Origin of the sequence: Aureimonas sp. AU40, assembly GCF_001463785.1 — a bacterium.
In the GTDB taxonomy this organism is placed as follows: domain Bacteria; phylum Pseudomonadota; class Alphaproteobacteria; order Rhizobiales; family Rhizobiaceae; genus Aureimonas.
This window is the reverse complement of record NZ_BBWL01000035.1, coordinates 15,438-32,521: the sequence shown is the minus strand read 5'-3', so window position 1 is coordinate 32,521 and position 17,084 is coordinate 15,438. Positions and strand designations below refer to the sequence as shown.

Below are 17,084 nucleotides of genomic sequence, written 5' to 3'. Positions count from 1 at the left end.
CGATAAGCGTCGGCCGGTGCCCATGCCGCATTCGCCTTGGATCGCCCGCCCATGTGCCGCCTGCTCGCCTATTCCGGGACGCCGCTTTTTCTGGAAGATCTGCTGATCCGCCCGGAAGGCTCGCTCGTGTCGCAATCCATGGCGGCGCGCGAGGCGCGCACGGTGGTGAATGGCGACGGCTGCGGCCTCGGCTGGTATGGCGAGCGGCTCGAGCCCGGCCTGTATCGCGGCATCCTGCCGGCCTGGTCGGACGCCAATCTGACCTCGCTCTGCCGGCAGATCCGCTCCGGCCTGTTTCTCGCCCATGTGCGGGCAGCGACGAGCGGCGGCGTGTCCACCTCCAATTGCCATCCCTTCGCGCACGGCCAGCAGCTCTTCATGCACAATGGCCAGATCGGCGGCTATGCCGGCTTGCGCCGCCGCGTGGAGGCGATGATTTCGGACGCGCTCTATCCCTCGCGCAAGGGCACCTGCGATTCCGAGGCGATCTTTCTGGCCGCGCTGAGCCGCGGGCTGGAGAGCGACCCGGTCGCCGCCTTTCGCCAGACGCTGAGCGAGATCGAGGCGTTGCGCGGGTTTGCGAGTGAGGAGCCCGTGCGCTTTGCCGCCGTGCATTCCGACGGCGAGCGGCTCTTCGCCTTCCGCTGGGCGAGCGACGATCGGCCGCCCTCGCTTTATGCGCGGGTCGAGGGCGACAGCGTTCTCGTTGCTTCCGAGCCCTGCGGCACCAATCCGCAGGGCTGGCAGGCCATCCCGCCCGGCAGCGTGCTGGAGGCCGACCGGTCGGGCCGCGTCTTCCTGCGCCCCTTCGCGGTGGACGCCGCGCCCTCCAGCGGCGCGGTGCGGGCCGCCTGAGGCAGCCCTTCGCGAGGGGTTAGGCCAGCGCGCGGTTGCGCGTCTCGACCCCGATGCGCGTCACCGCCACGGCCGCGATCAGGAGCAGCGCGGCGTAGAGGCCGAGCGCCCCGGCAAAGCTCGCCGCCATGACCGGGGCGAGCAGCGAGGGCGCGGCCAGACCGCCGAGGCGCGCCATGGCCCCGGCGCTGCCCATGCCCGTGGCGCGAAGCTCGGTCGGGTAGAGTTCGGGCGTGATGACATAGAGCGCGCCCCAGGTGCCCAGCAGCGCGAAGCTCATGAGAAGCGTCGCGCCCGTCACCACGGCGGGGCTGAGCCCCAGCCCGTAGAGGCCGCAGCCGAGGGCGCTGAGCACGAGAAAGCCGATCAGCGTCGGCTTGCGGCCCCAGCGCTCCACGCCATAGGCGGCCAGCGCATAGCCGGGGATCTGCGCCAGGGCGACCAGCACCAGGAACAGATGCCCACGCACGAAGCCGAAGCCCTGGCCGGCGAGCTGCACGGGCAGCCAGACGAAGACGCCGTAATAGCTCATCGACACGAGCAGCCAGACCGCGAGGATCGGCACGGTGACGCCGCGCAGCGCGGCCGAGAAGATCGAGCCGCCCGGGCGCTGGACGGGAAGCGTCAGCTCGCCCTCGGGCAGCGTGGTGCCGTTGGCCTCGGCCATGGTCTGGAGGATGGCGCGCGCCTCCCCCTGCCGCCCCTGGCGCAGGAGATACATCGGCGATTCCGGCACCCAGAAGCGGATGAAGAGGCCGATGATCGCCGGCAGGCCGGTGAGAAGGAACAGGACGCGCCAGGGCTCGGCCGCCCCGCTCGACTGCACGGCCAGCGCGGCGAGGGCCACCAGCACCGTGCCGGGCGCCCAGGCGCCTTCCAGCATCACCAGCCAGCGCCCGCGCCGGGCGGCGGGCAGGAACTCCGCCATCATGGCGTAGTCCACCGGCAGCGTGCCGCCGACGCCGAGCCCGGTGAGGAAGCGCAAGGCGAGAAGCCAGGTGAAGTCGGGCGCGAAGGCCGAGGCGATGCCGAAGACGGCGTCGATGAGGATGGTGATGATCAGGACGCGCCGCCGCCCGATCCGGTCCGCCAGCCGCCCGAAGGCGAAGGCGCCGACCAGCATGCCGAGAAAAAACAGCGTTCCCGTCTGCAGCGCCTCTGGCACGGAGATCCCAAAGCTCGCCGCGATGGAGGGGGCGGTGAAGCCGATGGCGAGCACCTGCATGGCATCCGCCGCCCAGACCAGGGCGAAGGTGAGAAGCAGGCGCGTCTGGAAGCGGCCGGTGCCGACGGCCTCCAGCGCGGTTTCGAAAGAGAGGGCTCTGGGCATGGGCTCGGACCAGGAAGGCGCGCGCGGCGCGGGACGGGGCGCTGATTTGGTTCGCCCTTCGCGGCTGCGTCAAGGGACCGCAGCGCGATAAGCCGAGCCGACCCACACGCCGCGGCCGGGAGATCGGCCTCGGCGGGGCCGGCTTGAAGCCTCGTTCAAGCCCCATCGGCCGAGGCCGCACCCGCCGCGTTTCCTGGTGCTTGAAGCAGTCAGGGGGATGTCGGCGGTGCCTCCCACAAGGCGCGAACCCGCCGCCGTCCGGCAAAGAACGCGGCCGCTAGATCGGTCCCTCAAAACAGAAAAAGCCGCGCCCTTTCGGACGCGGCTCCTCATGCGGACAGGGATCGAGGCACCGTCAGAGAATGAAGCGCGACAGGTCCACGTTCCCGGCGATGCCGTCCAGCGCCTTGCGGACATAGGCGGCGTCGACGCGGTAGCTCTCGCCGCCCTTGTCGGGCGCCTCGAAGGAAATGTCGTCCAGCACGCGCTCCATCACCGTCTGGAGCCGGCGGGCACCGATATTCTCCACCGTGCCGTTCAGCGACACGGCGAGATCGGCGATCGCGTCGATCGCGTCGTCGGTGATCTCGAGATCGACGTTCTCCGTCTTCATCAGCGCGATATACTGCTTGATGAGCGAGGCTTCCGTCTCGGTCAGGATGCGACGGAAATCGTCCTTGGTCAGCGCGCGCAGCTCGACCCGGATCGGCAGGCGGCCCTGCAACTCCGGCAGGAGGTCGGAGGGCTTGGCGACGTGGAAGGCGCCGGACGCGATGAAGAGGATGTGGTCGGTCTTCACCGGCCCGTGCTTGGTGGCAACCGTCGTGCCTTCCACCAGCGGCAGGAGATCGCGCTGCACGCCCTCGCGGCTGACGCCGGCGCCGCCGCCCATCCCGTCCTTGTTGGCGATCTTGTCGATCTCGTCCAGGAACACGATGCCGTTGTTCTCCACCGCCGCGATGGCGTCGGCGATCAGCGCCTCGTTGTCGAGAAGCTTGTCGGACTCCTCGCCGATCAGGAGATCGTAGCTTTCCTTCACCGTGGTGCGGCGCGTCTTGGTGCGTCCGCCCATCGCCTTTCCGAACATCTCGGACAGGTTGAGAACGCCGATATTGGCGCCGGGCATGCCAGGAATGTCCATGCCGCCGAGCGGATTGGACGTGTCGGCCACCTCGATGTCGATTTCCTTCTCGTCCAGCTCGCCGGCGCGCAGGCGCTTGCGGAAACTGTCGCGCGTGGCGGGCGAGGCGGTCTTGCCGACGAGGGCTTCGAGCACGCGCTCCTCGGCGCCGGCATGGGCCTTGGCCCGCACCTCGGCGCGCTTCTTCTCGCGCACCAGCCCGATGCCGATCTCCACGAGATCGCGCACGATCTGCTCGACGTCGCGGCCGACATAGCCGACCTCGGTGAACTTCGTCGCCTCGACCTTCAGGAAGGGCGCGCCGGCCAGCTTGGCGAGGCGGCGCGAGATCTCGGTCTTGCCGACGCCCGTCGGCCCGATCATCAGGATATTCTTGGGGCTCACCTCTTCGCGGAGCGAGCCTTGAAGCTGCTGGCGGCGCCAGCGGTTGCGCAGGGCCACGGCCACCGCGCGCTTGGCTTCGCGCTGCCCGATGATGTGGCGATCGAGTTCGGAAACGATCTCGCGGGGGGAAAAGTCGGTCATTCTGGTCAGCAATCTCGTGCTCGTCGCCGATCGGATCAGCGGGGAAACGCAGCGCAAAGATGGGGAGGAGATCGTCCGAACGCCAGAGGCGGCGTTTCATCTCCGCCGCGGGCCGCATCACGAAGGGCGGCGCCTTGGCAAATCCTTCGGGCGCCGGGGCTTCGATCCTATCCCGCCGATCTCTACGGGAATGCCGCGCCTCGCTCCTTACGGAGGGACAAGAGTGCTCCTCGTGGGGGTCCTCTAGGGTGCTCGCGCGGAGGCAGTGCGACCATGCTTCGCCGTCTGTGTCATTAAAGCAATTCTAACCAACCGACGTGATCGTGAGAAATTTTGTGGCTCGGCGGGGGTCGAACCGTGTCAAATTTGCGATTAAGTAAGCCGAAGAGTTGGGGGGTGCGCGGTGCGTCCCGCCACCGCGCGGTTTTCTGCGGAAGGGATCGCCATGCGCTTCACAGTCTCGCTTTCCGGTCGTCTCCAGGGAGACGCACGGGCGCAATGACGGTGGCGCTCGGCTCGATCATTCAGCTCACCCCGCGACCGTGGACGACGGAAGGTCTGTCAGCCAGCCTCGCGATGGTGGCGGCGGCCTCCGGATTTTCCCATTTCGCTCTTCTGTCCATTCCCTCCACCGACGAGGCGGGGGCCGAGATGCGGCTCGTCCTGTCCAACTGGAACGAGGAGTTCCGGCGCGGCTTCGAGCGGCATGGGCTGAACCGCTATTCCCCCGTTCTGCGCGCCCTGCGGGGCGGCGTCCTGCCGCTCGTCTGGGATGCCGAAACGCTCTACGGCTACGATCCCGACGATCCCGACATGGAGCCGCAGGCGCGCTTTCTCGGTGCCAGCGGAACGCTGTCGGGCGTCTACTGCCCGGTCCACGGGCTGACGGGGTTCAACGGCGTTCTCTGCTTCTTCGGCCCCGGCCCGCCCATCGACGAGGCGAAGGCCGACGCGCTGCATCTGGTCGCCTTCGCCGCCTTCGGCATGATGAGCTGCATCCGCTTCGAGGAGAACCGGCGCAACAACCCGCTGACCGGGCGCGAGAGGGACTGCCTGAAGCTCGCCATGCTGGGCAAGACCTCGTCCGAGATCGGCACGATCCTGAAGCTCTCCGAGCACACGATCTCGCAATATCTCACCTCCGCCACGCGCAAGCTCGACGCCTCCAACCGCACCCACGCCGTGGCCCTCGCGGCCCAGCTCGGCTACCTCTCCTAAAAGAATGGAGCTTCGCCCCGGCGTGCACCTGTTTCCCGCCCATTTGGCGCGGCCGGCGCAGGAGGAACTGCTGGGCGAGGTTCGGGCCATGGTCGCGGCCGCGCCGCTCCTGCGCCCCGAAATGCCCGGCACCGGCCGGCCCTTTTCCGTGCGCATGACCAATGGCGGCCCGCTCGGCTGGGTGTCGGACCGCAAGGGCTATCGCTACCAGCCGACCCATCCGGGGACCGGCGCGCCCTGGCCGCCGATCCCGGCCCGTCTCCTCCGGCTCTGGGAAGAGGTGGCGGACTGGCCGGTTCCGCCCGACGCCTGCCTCGTCAACTTCTACGACGAGATGGCGCGGCTCGGCCTGCATCAGGACCGGGACGAGGAGGATCTGCTGGCCCCCGTCCTGTCCGTGTCGCTGGGCGACGAGGCCGTGTTCAGGCTGGGCGGGCTGGAACGGGGCGACCCGACGCGCTCGCTACGGCTTCGCTCGGGCGACGTTCTCGTGCTCGGCGGGGCGGGGCGCCTGTGCTTCCACGGCGTGGACCGCATCCTGCCGGGCAGCTCGACCCTTCTGCCGAAGGGCGGACGGATCAATCTCACGCTGCGGCGGGTTCGCCCGCACTGACCGCGCGCGCCCCGCGCCAGAGCGAGGCGACGGGCTCTGTGGCGAGGTCGGGCTTGGCGTCGCCGATGAACACGAGCACCGGGCCGGGCTCGCGCTGGTCCGGGTCGTAGAAGTCGAGAAGACCGGGATGCCGCTTCTGGAAGAAGTCCGGCACGATGGCGCGCTCGCGCAGGAGATGGTCGATCACCACTTGGTCGCCATGCACGGCGTTGGGCACCGGGCCGCAGGAGCCCGGCTGCATCCAGCGCTGCGGATCGGCGCAAAACCGCTCGTGAACGAAGCCGAGCGCATCGCCTTCCCAGCGCAGGAGCGCGCTCGACACGCGCCCTTTGTGGAAATGGTCCTCCATGGCGCAGAGGCCGGGCTCGGTAAGCGCGACGGCGTCGCCCGAGATCACCGTGTCGAGATCGCACAGAACCGCCGTTCCTTGCACGAGGCCGGGGCGCAGCGCCTCCATCTTGGACCACCAGACCGGCCAGTCCTGGCTAAGCGGGACGCGCTCGACGCCCTCGATCGAAAACGCCATGTCGGAAAGGCAGAGGCAGCGCGAGAAGCCCGGCGCGTGCCGGCGGGCGCCTGCCCAAAGCCGCTCCACCCAAAGGGGCGTGTAGCGGCGGCCGCCGCGCAGGACGGTGACCAGCGTCGCCATCAGTGCCCGCCCATCTGATCATCAGTGCGATGGCCGATCCGCATATTGTCTCCTGCCGCTTGGCTCCCTTCGCGAGATAGGGCCGAGCAGCGGACGTCAGCTGCGACAAAGACGCCGGTAAGCCGGCAAAGCTAAAGCTGGAACGGATCCTCAGGCCTCGCAAGCGGCGGAGACCACAGTGCGGTTTCGGCCGGTGCGCTTGGCGCTGTAGAGCGCCTGATCGGCCCGCGAGTAAAGGTCCGCCAGCTGGTCGCCGGGGCGGATCGGCGTCAGGCCCGCCGAGCAGGTGACGATATGGGCGGGATCCTCCGCCAGAAGGTTCGGCCGGCTGATCGCCGCCAGCACATGGGTCAGCGTCGCCTGGCCCTCCTCCAGCGTCACATGCGGCAGGATCAGCATGAACTCCTCGCCGCCCAGCCGCCCGAACGCATCGCAGGTGCGCAGCACGGCGGGGATGCGACGCGCGATCTCCACCAGCACGGCGTCGCCGGTGGAATGGCCGAACCGGTCGTTGATCTGCTTGAAATGGTCGATGTCGAGAAGGCTGAGGCAGCCCATCGGGGCGTCGGTGGGGCACCCGCGCTCCAAAAGCGCGGCGAGGGCCGACATGACGTAGCGCCGGTTCGATATGCCGGTCAGCTCGTCCGTGTGGGCGAACTTCCAGGCGATGTCGCGCTCCTGCCGGACCTGACGGCCCGAGGAGTGCTGGTGGGTGACGTCGCAGGCGACGAACAGCATCCAGCCGTCCGGCAGGGTGGATTCGGTGATCGCCAGCCAGCGCCCGTCCATGAGATCGGACTCGATGATCATGCTCGGCTTCGTGCCGCGACGCGACAGGCAGGAGGAGAGCCAGTGCTCGAAATCGGGATGCGACACGCAGGAGCCGCGCTTGGCGTGGTAGTTGCGCCGCATCAGATCGGTCCAGAGCGGCGTCTCGTCCGGCTCGACGAAATAGGTTCGTCGATAGGCGGCATTGGCATAGACGAGGCGGCCGACGGGATCGTAGATCCCGACCAGCGCGTCCGTCTGCTCCGCCAGAGCCATGAGTCGATCGCTCATATCGAGCATGAAAGATCCTGTGCGAAGCCCGCCCGGCCGGCTTCTAAATCCAAGGTTCTAATAGCTGGCTAAAATCAAGGCACGCTATGTTCAAATAACCTGAGATTATACGTTCGGACTTTCATGGCAGGCCGATTGCAAAAGGGCGAGGCGCACCGCTGGGCCGTCGCGAAACGAGGGCTGGATGCCCAGCAGAGGCCTTCGCGAGAAAAGGCGCGTGCTGCTGCCTTCAGGCCGAACGGGCGTGGCCCGGCCCGTCAAGGAATTGTCCATCGCGAGACGGAGACACCGGCCGAGGGGCCGGTGCTGGTTTGTCGGGGGATACGGAGCCTGTCAGCTTCTCGCCGGCACGGGCAGGAACTGGTAGGCCCAGGTTTCCGTCAGGATCTTGTCGCCCTCGCGCAGGAAGAGGCGCAGTTCCACCGGCTCCGCGCCCTCCGCCGCGACGTCGAACGTCACGCGCCAGGCCGTGCCGACCTTGACCGAATAGGCGTCGATATTGCTGAGCGTGCCGCGCGAGGCGGAGACCACGGGCTTCACGCCCTTTTCGAACCTGTCGAGCCCGGCCACGAGCCCGCCGTCGAAATCCACCACGACCTTGGTGACACCCGCCGGGCGCGCCTGGCCCGCGACGCCCCCGCGCCCGAGGCGCGTCGAGACGACCTTACCGACATCGCCGGGATAGGGCTCGCCATTGGCCCAGTGCAGGACGTAGTCGACGCTCACCGCGTCACCCTTCTTCACGGGCTTGGCGGAGAGCCAGTAGGCGGCGATGTTGTCGTGGATCTCGTCGTCGGTCGGGATTTCCACGAGTTGCACCGCGCCCGGACCCCAGTCGCCCTTGGGCTCGACCCAGACGCTGGCGCGGCGCTCGTAGAACACGCCGTCGTCCTCGTAGTTCTCGAAGCTGCGGTCGCGCTGCAGGAGGCCGAAGCCCTTGGGCGCGTCCGAGGTGAAGGTCGAGGTCATGACGTTGTTCGGGTTGTTCAGCGGGCGCCAGATGCGCTCACCCGTGCCCGTCCACAGCGCCAAGCCGTCGGAATCGTGGACCTCCGGCCGCCAGTCGACCCGGCGCAGCTTGTCGGTCTCGGAATACCAGTACATCGAGGTCAGCGCCGCGATGCCGAAGCGGCCGATGTCCTCGCGCGCGAAGTAGCGCGCCTGGATGTCCATGACGATCGGCCCGCCCTTCTTCACGTCCATGCGCAGGACGCCGGCGACGCGGGGTGAGTTGAGCGCGCAGGTGATGACGAGGCGCCCGTCGACCGAGGGCTCCAGGTAGAAGTCGGTGAAGCGCGGGAACTCCTCGGGCGTCGGCGTCGCCACGTCGATGGCCAGCGCGCGCGCCGACATGCCGAACTGATTGTCCTCGCCGGACGTGCGGAAATAGGCCGCGCCCAGGAAGGCCAGCCAGTCCGCATCGGAATTGGGCTCCAGAACGCGGAAGCCGGCGAAGCCGATGTCGGAAGGCAGTTCCTTGGCCGGGCTGTCGTCGGGAATGGAGAAGAGCTTGGGATCGTAGCGCAGCGTGCGCGCCTGCCCGTTCTCCACGACATGGATGCCGACCGGCAGCTTGAAGTAGCGGCCGAGATGGAAGAAGCGGATCGGCGCCTTGCCGTCGTTGAGCTGGAGCGTGTTCTCCGGCTTGAACTTGATGCGCCAATGCTGGTCGAAGTCGATCCGCTCCAGCGTGTCGGCCGCGCGCGGCACTTCGGGCACATAGGGCTGGGCGGCCAGCTGGCGCGCCTGCTCCACCATCTGGTCGAAGGAGAAGGGCTTGGGCGCGTCGAAGGCGAGGCCCGATTCCTGCGCCAGCGCCAGCCGCGTCTGGCTGGCCAGGCCGAGCGCGGCGAGCCCCATCATCAGGTCACGTCGGTTGAGGTCGATCGTCATGCGCGGTCAGTCCCTTTCGCCAGGTCGGGCGGCAGTAGGAGCGTTGGAGCGCTCCTGTCAACTCGAAGCCCCGTTTTACCGCTCTGCAAGATGGGCTTGGCGGGACGATGGTGAAGGCGCGGCCATAGGGTGGCATCGCCTGACCACTCAGAAGTGCCCGCCGGCGCGATGCAACCCGAAGCCACCCTTGGCCGTCTTTCCCCTTCCGGCGGCGCGCCCGCCTCATTCTGTCAGCGACTTGGCGAAGGGACCCCGAGCGATGAAGCCATTCGAAGTGAGCTGGACGCCCGAAGAGTTCGACACCGTGCGGGGGCGCGTCGCCGCCTATGAGTTCGCGCCCGCTCCTGATGGCGAGGGGTGGACGACGGGCTCCGACCCCGCCTTCCTGCGCCGGCTGCAGGACCATTGGCTGAAAGGCTACGACCGCTTGGAGGCGCTGGAGCGGCTCAACCGCTTCTCGCAGTTTCGCGCCGTGGTGGACGGGGTCGGGCTGCATTTCGTGCATCTCCTGGGCGAAAGCGGCGGGCGGCGGCCGCTTCTGATGACGCATGGCTGGCCGGGCTCGTTTCGCGAGTTCTGGCGCGTCGCCGAGCCGCTGGCCTATCCCTCGCGCTTCGGAGGCCGCGCGGAGGATGCGTTCGACCTCGTCATTCCCAGCCTTCCCAATTTCGGCTTTTCCGACCATCCGTCCGAGACCGTAGACCAGGCGCGCACGGCCGACCTGTTCGACAAGCTGATGCGCGAGGTGCTGGGCTACAGGACCTATCGCGCCCATGGAGGCGACTGGGGCGCGCTCGTCACCTCGCTCCTGGCGCTCCGCCATCCCCAAAGCCTGGAGGGCATCCACCTCACCATGATCTTCCCCCAGCCCGCCGGCGGCCCGCAGGGCGAGGCGGAGACGGAATGGGCGAAGCGGATGGAGGGGATCGAGAAGGAACTCGGCGCCTATCGCCACCTGCAAGGCTCCAAGCCGCAGAGCCTGTCCTGGCTGGTGGGGAACGACCCGATGCGGCAGGCCAGCTGGATTGTGGAGCGCTACCACGACTGGTCGGACCGGCGCGAGCGGTCCTTCGAGGAGGTCTTCACGCTGGACGAGCTGATCGACACGGCGATGATCTACCACGCGACCGGCGCCTTCCACACGTCGATCCGCTACTACAGCGAGGCGATGAAGAAGGGGCTGCGGCAGTTGAAGCCGGGCGAGCGGGTCGAGGTGCCGACCGCCTTCGCCTGCTTCCCCGGCGACCCGCTGCATCCCTGGCCGCCGCGCTCCTATGCCGAGCGGGCCTTTGCCGTGTCGCGCTGGACGCAGATGCCCCAGGGCGGCCATTTCGTCGCGCTGGAGGCGCCGGAGCTTTTGGTGGAGGATCTTCGGGACTGGGTCCGAAGCCCGGCCTGAACGGCGCGGGGGTGAGGGGGCAGGGGCTTTAGACTAGGAAAGCGGGCGGTCCGCCAGCCAATCGCCGAGCGGCTCGCCCGGTGTCTCGTCCACGCCCCCGGCCTCGCAGGCGGGATGGAAGCGCAGCCCGTAATGCTCCATGGAGCGCCAGATCACTTCGGCCTGACGGATGTCGCCCGTGCGCTCGACGCGAAAGGCGATCTCGCGCCCCGGCAGGACGCCCTTCGGAAGACGAATCTTCGCGCCCGTCTCGGACATGTCGCGGATGTGAACGGACAGGATCGGGTCCGTGAGGCCAGCCGTGATCGAACCCTGCCAGCACACCCGCCGCCGTGTCTTTTGCCTGCGCTCCAGCATGGGCTCTCCGCTTCACCGCCTGATCGAATCATGAGTCTTCACAACTGGAGAATGAAGGTCTTAACGTCTGACGGGCAACCTAAACATTTCGTAAGGGTTAATCCGTCAGGCAAGTCAGATGTTGCGCAGCGCCACCTCTTCCACGAGATGATCGCCGCCCTTGCGCAGGATCAGGTCGGCGCGCGGACGCGTCGGCAGGATGTTCTCGTAGAGATTCTTGGCGTTGATCGTGGTCCAGAGCCGGTTGGCGACCTCCAGCGCGTCCTCTTCCGAGATCTTGGAATAGCGATGGAAGAAGGAGGATTCCTCGCGGAACGCCGTCTCGCGCAGGCGCATGAAGCGCGCGACATACCAGCGGTGCAGGTCCTCGATCTCTGCGTCGATATAGATGGAATAGTCGAAGAAGTCCGAGACGAAGGGCACGAACTTGCCGTCCTTGGGCATGTCGCGCACCTGAAGGACGTTCAGCCCCTCGAAGATCAGGATATCGGGCTGGTCCACCGTGATGAGTTCGCCCGGCACGACGTCGTAGACGAAATGCGAGTAGACGGGGGCGGTGACATCGCGCGCGCCGGCCTTGAGGTCTGAGAGAAAGCGCAGGATCGCGCCGACATCGTAGCTCTCGGGAAAGCCCTTGCGCTGCATCAGCCCTTCGGCCTCCAGCACCGCGTTCGGAAACAGGAAGCCGTCGGTGGTGACGAGATCGACCTTGGGCGTTCCCGGCCAGCGCGCCAGAAGCTCCTTCAGGATGCGGGCCGTGGTGCTCTTGCCCGCCGCCACCGAGCCGGCGATGCCGATCACGAAAGGGGTCTTGGTCTGATCCGAGCCGCGCAGGAAGCGCCGACGCTGGCGAAACAGGGTTTGCGAGGATTCCACATGCGCATAGAGCAGGCGCGACATGGCGAGATAGATGCGCTCGACCTCGCCGAGATCGATCCGGTCTCCCAGCGACCGCAGGCGCCGCACCTCGTCCTCGGCCAGCGTCAGGGCCTCGCGGCCGCGAAAGGTCGCCCATTCCGCCGCCGTGAAGAAGCGATAGGGCGAATGCGCGGGGTTGGGCAGCCGCATGTCCATCACGCCGGGCGCGCCCCTTGCGAGCCCGCGCGCGCGCCTTGCGCATCCGGGTGTGCCCCTTGTGCGTCAGAGTTTGCGCCTTGCGAGCGCGAGGCCTTTTCCTGAAGGCCCGTCTGCGCCGTGCGGCGTTGCAGCTCCTCCATGACGCTGGCAAGCGGCAGGCCGCGCAGATGGAGCACCACGAGAAGATGGTAGAGGAGGTCGGCGGCCTCGCCGGTCAACGCCGCGTCGTCTTCGGTCAGCGCCGCGATCACCGTCTCGACGCCCTCTTCCCCCAGCTTCTGCGCGGCCTTGGAGAGGCCCCGCGCCGCGAGCTTGGCGGTGTAGGAGGTGGGATCGTCCGAACGCGCACGCGCGGCGACGACGGTTTCGAGATCGGACAGCGTGAACATCGTCGAGGATTCCGGGGCAGGAGGGTCCGGGTCAGCAGGGCCGGGCGGCATGCGTGGTCGGCAGGCGGATCGTCGGCAAGGTCAGGCGGCGCGCGGCGCGGCCGGGGCCGCGTCGAGGCGCATGGGAATGCCTGCCTCGGCCATATGGTGCTTGGCCTCGGCGATCGTATAGGTGCCGAAATGAAAAATCGAGGCCGCCAGCACGGCCGCCGCGCCCCCTTGCAGGACGCCGGCGCTGAGATGGTCCAGCGAGCCGACGCCGCCCGAGGCGATCACCGGCACGCTCACCGCGTCCGCCACGGCGCGGGTGAGGCCGATGTCGAAGCCGGCCTTGGTGCCGTCGCGGTCCATCGAGGTCAGAAGGATCTCGCCCGCGCCGAGCGCGACTACGCGCCGGGCGAACTCCACCGCGTCGATCCCGGTCGCGGTGCGCCCGCCATGGGTGAAGATTTCCCAGCGCGGGGCGTTCTCCGGGCTTGCGACCCGCTTGGCGTCGATCGCCACGACGATGCACTGGTTGCCGAACTTGTCGGCGGCTTCCGCGACGAATTCGGGCCGCTTCACCGCCGCCGTGTTGATCGACACCTTGTCGGCCCCGGCGAGCAGCAGCTTGCGGATGTCGGCGACCTCGCGCACGCCGCCGCCCACCGTCACGGGCATGAAGCAGGCTTCCGCCGTGCGGGCGACGACGTCGAAGATCGTCTCGCGATTGTCGGAGGAGGCGGTGATGTCGAGAAAGCAGAGCTCGTCCGCCCCGGCGGCGTCGTAGCGACGCGCAGCCTCCACCGGGTCGCCTGCGTCCACCAGGCCCTCGAAGTTCACGCCCTTGACCACTCGGCCGTCCTTGACGTCGAGACAGGGGATGATGCGGGCCTTCAGCGTCATCGGGCGAACCTTGGTCGGGCCGGCGCGGACGGGCCGGGCCGGGAGAACGGAAAGCGTGTGCGCACGGGCGCGTTTTCGCGAGTGCTTATCGCCGCGCCGGCGGCGCGGCGCAAGCGCCCGAGGGTTTCGAAACCGGCCGCGGCCCGTTCCGGCCCGGCTGGAGGTGCGTCGATCGTCCGATGCCGAGCCGATGAACCACGCTTCTGCGAAGTCGTAGACCGAACTCTCGGATAGGTGATGCGGGGCGGAGGCTGCATCTTCCTCAACCGTTCAGTCGAGCCGGTTTTCCAAGCGGCGACGACGTGAACCGCCGTCCCCTGTCTCACGTGAAACAATTTGTAAGACTTAACAATTGCTTAGTGCGCGACGGAACGAGCCCTCGAATGCGCCGTTGAAACCCCGACAGCCAGCCTCAAGCGCTGGCGCCGCACATTCGAGGAAACCCCATGAAAAAGATTATCGCTCTTGCCGCCCTGTCGACCATGCTCGCCATGCCGATCGCCGCGCAGGCCCAGCAGGCCGTCACCCCCGCCGCCGGCTCGCCGACCAACATCAAGGCCGCGACCGGGCAGGACGACTTCGTCCGCATGGCCGTTTCGTCCAACATGTTCGAGATCGAGTCCAGCAAGCTCGCGCTGGAAAAGTCGAGCAGCGCGGAGGTCAAGCGCTTCGCCCAGCACATGATCGACGACCACACCAAGGCCGGTGCCGATCTGAAGGCCGCGCTCGCCGCTGGCCCGAAGAGCGATCTGCCGAGCCGGCTCGACCCCAAGCACGAGCAGATGCTGGAGCAGCTCCGCGCCGCCTCCGGCGCGCAGTTCAGCGCGCTCTATCTCCAGCAGCAGCTCGCCGCGCATGACGAGACGATCGGGCTGTTCCAGGGCTATTCGCAGAACGGCGAGACCGGCCCGGTGAAGACCTTCGCCGCGCAGACCCTGCCGACGCTGGAAATGCATCGTGAGATGCTGGGCAAGGTCCGCGCCGCGTAACGCGCGACACGGCTTCGTCTCCATCAGACAAGGGCAGGGGCCGCGAGGCGCCTGCCCTTTTTCGCATCAGAGCGTCAGCCGGCCCAGCGCCTCGGCCGGGTCGATGCGCCCGTCATAGAGCGCGCGGCCGGTGATGGCGCCTTCCAGGATCGCCGCTTCCGGGCTCGCCAGCGTGTCGATATCCGCCATGGAGGCAAGGCCCCCGGAGGCGATCACCGGAATGCCGACGGCCTGGGCCAGCTCGATGGTGGACGCCCAGTTGATGCCGGCCAGGATGCCGTCGCGGTCGATATCGGTGTAGATCACGGCGGAAACGCCGGCGTCCTCGAAGCGGCGGGCGAGGTCGATCGCGGTCAGCGTCGAGGATTCCGCCCAGCCCTCCACCGCGACATAGCCGCCCTTGGCGTCGATGCCGACGGCGATCTTGCCGGGAAAGCGCCGGGCCGCCTCGCGCACCAGATCGGGATCGCGCACCGCCACGGTGCCGAGAATGACGCGCGACAGGCCCTTGTCCAGCCAGCGCTCGATATCCTCCATGCGCCGGATGCCGCCGCCGAGCTGCACCTTCATGTCGCCGCCGACGCTGGCGAGGATCGCGTCCACCGCCTCAGCGTTCACCGCCCTCCCTTCGAAGGCGCCGTTGAGATCGACCACGTGCAGATGCGTGAAGCCCTGGTGCTTGAAGCTCAGCGCCTGCGCCGCCGGATCGGCGTTGTAGACCGTCGCCTCCTCCATCAGCCCGAGCTTCAGGCGCACGCATTCGCCATCCTTCAGATCGATGGCGGGAAAGAGAATGGGCATCAGGGCTTCCACTTCAGGAAGTTGGCGAGAAGCGCCAGACCGAGGGTCTGGCTCTTTTCGGGGTGGAACTGGGTGCCGAGCTTGTTGCCGTTCGCCACGATGGCGGTGACAGGGCCGCCGTAATCGACCGTGGCGATGACCTGCGCCTCCTCGCGCGGCACGAGATGGTAGGAATGCACGAAATAGGCGTGCAGACCCGCTTCCCCCGTCGGGATGCCGGCGAGCAAGGCGTGGTCGTGGCGCAGTTCGATCGTGTTCCAGCCGATCTGCGGGACCTTCAGCTTCGGGTCGCTCGGCACGATCGGCTCCACGTCGCCGCTGATCCAGCCGAAGCCCGGCGTGATGGTCTTTTCCAGCCCGCGCTCGGCCATGAGCTGCATGCCGACGCAGATGCCGAGGAACGGCCGCCCTTGGCGCTCTACGGCATGGAGCAGCGCCTCCTCCATGCCCTCGACCGCGCGCAACCCCGCGCGGCAATCGGCATAGGCGCCGACGCCGGGCAGCACGACGCGGTCGGCCTCGCGCACGATCCTCGGATCGTCCGTCAGCCGGATGTCCATGTCGAGTTCGGCCTCGCGCGCCGCGCGCTCGAAGGCCTTGGTGGCGGAGCGGAGATTGCCCGATCCGTAGTCGATGATTGCAAGTGTGGGCATCAGGTCGGGTCCGAAGAAGCGCGCGCCTGTTGGATCAAGGCGCGCTCGGCAGCAAGATTGGCGAGGGAGGCGACGTCGGTGGCCGAGAGCGTTCGCGTCTCGCCCGCTCCGTCCCGCTCCATCGCCGCGTAGTAGCGCAGCTCCGCTTCCGCCGGGTCGCTCGCCAGCAGCGCCGCCGTCTCGCGCCAGCCCTGGCGCCTGAGCTTCCAGGCGCGAAGGCTCGGGCCCTCCAGCGCGACGAGCAGCCCCAAAAGCAGCGACAGCGCGAACTCCGCCACGAGGAAGCCCTCCGCGCGCCCCTGCCAGCCGATCAGCACCTGCAGCGCGAAGACGGCGATGGCCGCCAGAAACAGGCGATTCCACAGAAGCCAGAGCGCGGGGATGAGAAAGGCCCAGAACGAGAATCCGTCCCGCACGAAGCGCGCCTCGTCGCTGGCGCCCGCCGCGCTCGCCGGCTCGAAGACGCGAAACCGCTTCATGCGCCCCCGCCTTTCATCCGGCCCCTCATGCCAGAACGCCCTTGGTGGAGGGCACGAGATCGGCCTGCCGCGCGTCGATCTGCAACGCGTCGCCCAGCACCCGCGCCACCGCCTTGAAGCAGGTCTCGGCGATGTGGTGCGAGTTCTCGCCGTAGAGCGTCTCGATATGCAGCGTCAGCCCGGCGTTCATCGCGAAGGCCTGGAAGAACTCGCGCACCAGCTGCGTGTCGAACGTGCCGATCTTCTCGGTCGGAAAGCGCGTGCGGAACACAAGGAAGGGCCGGCCCGACACGTCCACCGCCGCGCGCGTCAGCGTCTCGTCCATCGCCAGATCCAGCGAGGCATAGCGCCGGATGCCCCGCCGCTCGCCCATCGCCTGGCGGATCGCCTGACCCAGCGCGATGCCGACATCCTCCACCGTGTGGTGGTCGTCCACATGGAGATCGCCCTTGGCCTCGACCCGGATGTCCATCAAGGAATGGCGCGCCAGATGGTCCAGCATATGGTCGAAGAAGCCGACGCCCGTCGCCACGCTCGCCCGGCCCTGCCCGTCGAGATCCACCGCCACGCGGATCTGCGTTTCCTTCGTCGCCCGCTCCACCGCCCCGTCGCGCCGACCCGCCGTGCCGCTCATGCCCTGATCCTCGTATCCGTCCTTCTGGCTTCATACAGGGGCCAAGGGCCGCGCGCCAAGGGGGCGAGCGGGCGTGGGAAGGCAGGGGACGGCCGTCCCCTGCACCCCTGCCAGGGGCCGAGGCCCCTGGACCCCGTT

At 68.1% G+C, this 17,084-nt stretch carries 17 protein-coding genes and 1 pseudogene; 5 read left to right on the top strand and 13 right to left on the bottom strand.

Annotated elements, in window-relative coordinates; all coding sequences use genetic code 11:
* Positions 1–51 precede the first annotated feature (51 nt).
* Positions 52–855 (top strand): class II glutamine amidotransferase, encoded by an 804-nt coding sequence (locus tag AUL32_RS11890; RefSeq protein WP_062115158.1) that lies wholly within the window; start codon positions 52–54, stop codon positions 853–855.
* A 19-nt stretch (positions 856–874) separates the two neighbouring features.
* Here the strand turns inward: AUL32_RS11890 and AUL32_RS11885 are convergent, their stop codons facing one another.
* Positions 875–2,185 carry an MFS transporter gene (locus tag AUL32_RS11885; protein ID WP_061973198.1) on the bottom strand — a complete coding sequence of 437 codons (1,311 nt, stop codon included), beginning with the start codon at positions 2,183–2,185 and terminating at the stop codon, positions 875–877.
* 355 nt (positions 2,186–2,540) lie between these two features.
* A complete protein-coding gene (gene hslU, locus AUL32_RS11880) occupies positions 2,541–3,851 on the bottom strand; it encodes an ATP-dependent protease ATPase subunit HslU (RefSeq protein ID WP_061973196.1) in 1,311 nt (436 codons plus the stop codon).
* Positions 3,852–4,349: 498 nt separating this feature from the next.
* Here hslU and AUL32_RS11875 point away from each other — a divergent pair, with 498 nt between their 5' ends.
* Positions 4,350–5,069: a helix-turn-helix transcriptional regulator gene (locus AUL32_RS11875; RefSeq protein WP_061973194.1), complete on the top strand. Its 720-nt coding sequence runs from the start codon at positions 4,350–4,352 to the stop codon at positions 5,067–5,069.
* Positions 5,070–5,073: 4 nt separating this feature from the next.
* The gene (locus AUL32_RS11870; protein WP_062115157.1) at positions 5,074–5,682 is read left to right on the top strand and encodes an alpha-ketoglutarate-dependent dioxygenase AlkB family protein; all 609 of its coding nucleotides are present in this window, start codon (positions 5,074–5,076) and stop codon (positions 5,680–5,682) included.
* On the opposite strand, the gene AUL32_RS11865 is transcribed toward AUL32_RS11870, so the two are convergent.
* The 3 genes from AUL32_RS11865 to AUL32_RS11855 form a co-directional block, all read right to left on the bottom strand.
* Positions 5,654–6,331, bottom strand: coding sequence for a hypothetical protein (locus AUL32_RS11865; protein WP_062115154.1), 678 nt, complete (start codon positions 6,329–6,331; stop codon positions 5,654–5,656). The two genes, AUL32_RS11870 and AUL32_RS11865, sit on opposite strands and share 29 nt — an antisense overlap.
* 150 nt (positions 6,332–6,481) lie before the next feature.
* Positions 6,482–7,399 carry a sensor domain-containing diguanylate cyclase gene (locus tag AUL32_RS11860; RefSeq protein ID WP_244497835.1) on the bottom strand — a complete coding sequence of 306 codons (918 nt, stop codon included), beginning with the start codon at positions 7,397–7,399 and terminating at the stop codon, positions 6,482–6,484.
* A gap of 324 nt (positions 7,400–7,723) precedes the next feature.
* Entirely contained in the window at positions 7,724–9,283 is a 1,560-nt protein-coding gene (locus AUL32_RS11855; protein ID WP_062115151.1) for a glucan biosynthesis protein, read from the bottom strand.
* Positions 9,284–9,542: 259 nt separating this feature from the next.
* Here AUL32_RS11855 and AUL32_RS11850 point away from each other — a divergent pair, with 259 nt between their 5' ends.
* Positions 9,543–10,682, top strand: coding sequence for an epoxide hydrolase family protein (locus tag AUL32_RS11850; protein ID WP_062115148.1), 1,140 nt, complete (start codon positions 9,543–9,545; stop codon positions 10,680–10,682).
* Between the two features lie 33 nt (positions 10,683–10,715).
* Here the strand turns inward: AUL32_RS11850 and AUL32_RS11845 are convergent, their stop codons facing one another.
* The 4 genes and pseudogenes from AUL32_RS11845 to hisF all read right to left on the bottom strand — a co-directional run bounded on the left by AUL32_RS11845 (position 10,716) and on the right by hisF (position 13,390).
* Positions 10,716–11,039: a PilZ domain-containing protein gene (locus AUL32_RS11845; protein WP_062115145.1), complete on the bottom strand. Its 324-nt coding sequence runs from the start codon at positions 11,037–11,039 to the stop codon at positions 10,716–10,718.
* A gap of 114 nt (positions 11,040–11,153) precedes the next feature.
* On the bottom strand, positions 11,154–12,113 hold the full coding sequence (gene coaA / locus AUL32_RS11840) for a type I pantothenate kinase (protein ID WP_061973183.1): 960 nt from the start codon (positions 12,111–12,113) through the stop codon (positions 11,154–11,156).
* A gap of 77 nt (positions 12,114–12,190) precedes the next feature.
* A pseudogene (locus AUL32_RS11835) lies at positions 12,191–12,505 on the bottom strand (phosphoribosyl-ATP diphosphatase); the annotation flags it as partial.
* A gap of 81 nt (positions 12,506–12,586) precedes the next feature.
* Complete coding sequence (hisF, locus tag AUL32_RS11830) at positions 12,587–13,390, bottom strand: imidazole glycerol phosphate synthase subunit HisF (RefSeq protein WP_062115143.1); 804 nt, start codon at positions 13,388–13,390, stop codon at positions 12,587–12,589.
* A 446-nt stretch (positions 13,391–13,836) separates the two neighbouring features.
* On the opposite strand from hisF, the gene AUL32_RS11825 reads away from it, so the two are divergent.
* Positions 13,837–14,379, top strand: a complete 543-nt coding sequence (locus AUL32_RS11825) for a DUF4142 domain-containing protein (protein ID WP_061973178.1) — start codon at positions 13,837–13,839, stop codon at positions 14,377–14,379.
* Between the two features lie 66 nt (positions 14,380–14,445).
* On the opposite strand, the gene hisA is transcribed toward AUL32_RS11825, so the two are convergent.
* Genes hisA through hisB form a run of 4 tightly spaced genes read right to left on the bottom strand, consistent with a single transcriptional unit; the run spans position 14,446 to position 16,946 of the window.
* Entirely contained in the window at positions 14,446–15,180 is a 735-nt protein-coding gene (gene hisA / locus AUL32_RS11820) for a 1-(5-phosphoribosyl)-5-[(5-phosphoribosylamino)methylideneamino]imidazole-4-carboxamide isomerase (protein ID WP_062115141.1), read from the bottom strand.
* Complete coding sequence (hisH, locus tag AUL32_RS11815) at positions 15,180–15,833, bottom strand: imidazole glycerol phosphate synthase subunit HisH (RefSeq protein ID WP_062115138.1); 654 nt, start codon at positions 15,831–15,833, stop codon at positions 15,180–15,182. Before hisH ends, hisA begins: the two co-directional genes overlap by 1 nt.
* A complete protein-coding gene (locus tag AUL32_RS11810; protein WP_062115135.1) occupies positions 15,833–16,312 on the bottom strand; it encodes a DUF2628 domain-containing protein in 480 nt (159 codons plus the stop codon). Before AUL32_RS11810 ends, hisH begins: the two co-directional genes overlap by 1 nt.
* Before the next feature lie 25 nt (positions 16,313–16,337).
* Positions 16,338–16,946, bottom strand: coding sequence for an imidazoleglycerol-phosphate dehydratase HisB (gene hisB, locus AUL32_RS11805; protein ID WP_061973170.1), 609 nt, complete (start codon positions 16,944–16,946; stop codon positions 16,338–16,340).
* Positions 16,947–17,084: the final 138 nt, after the last annotated feature.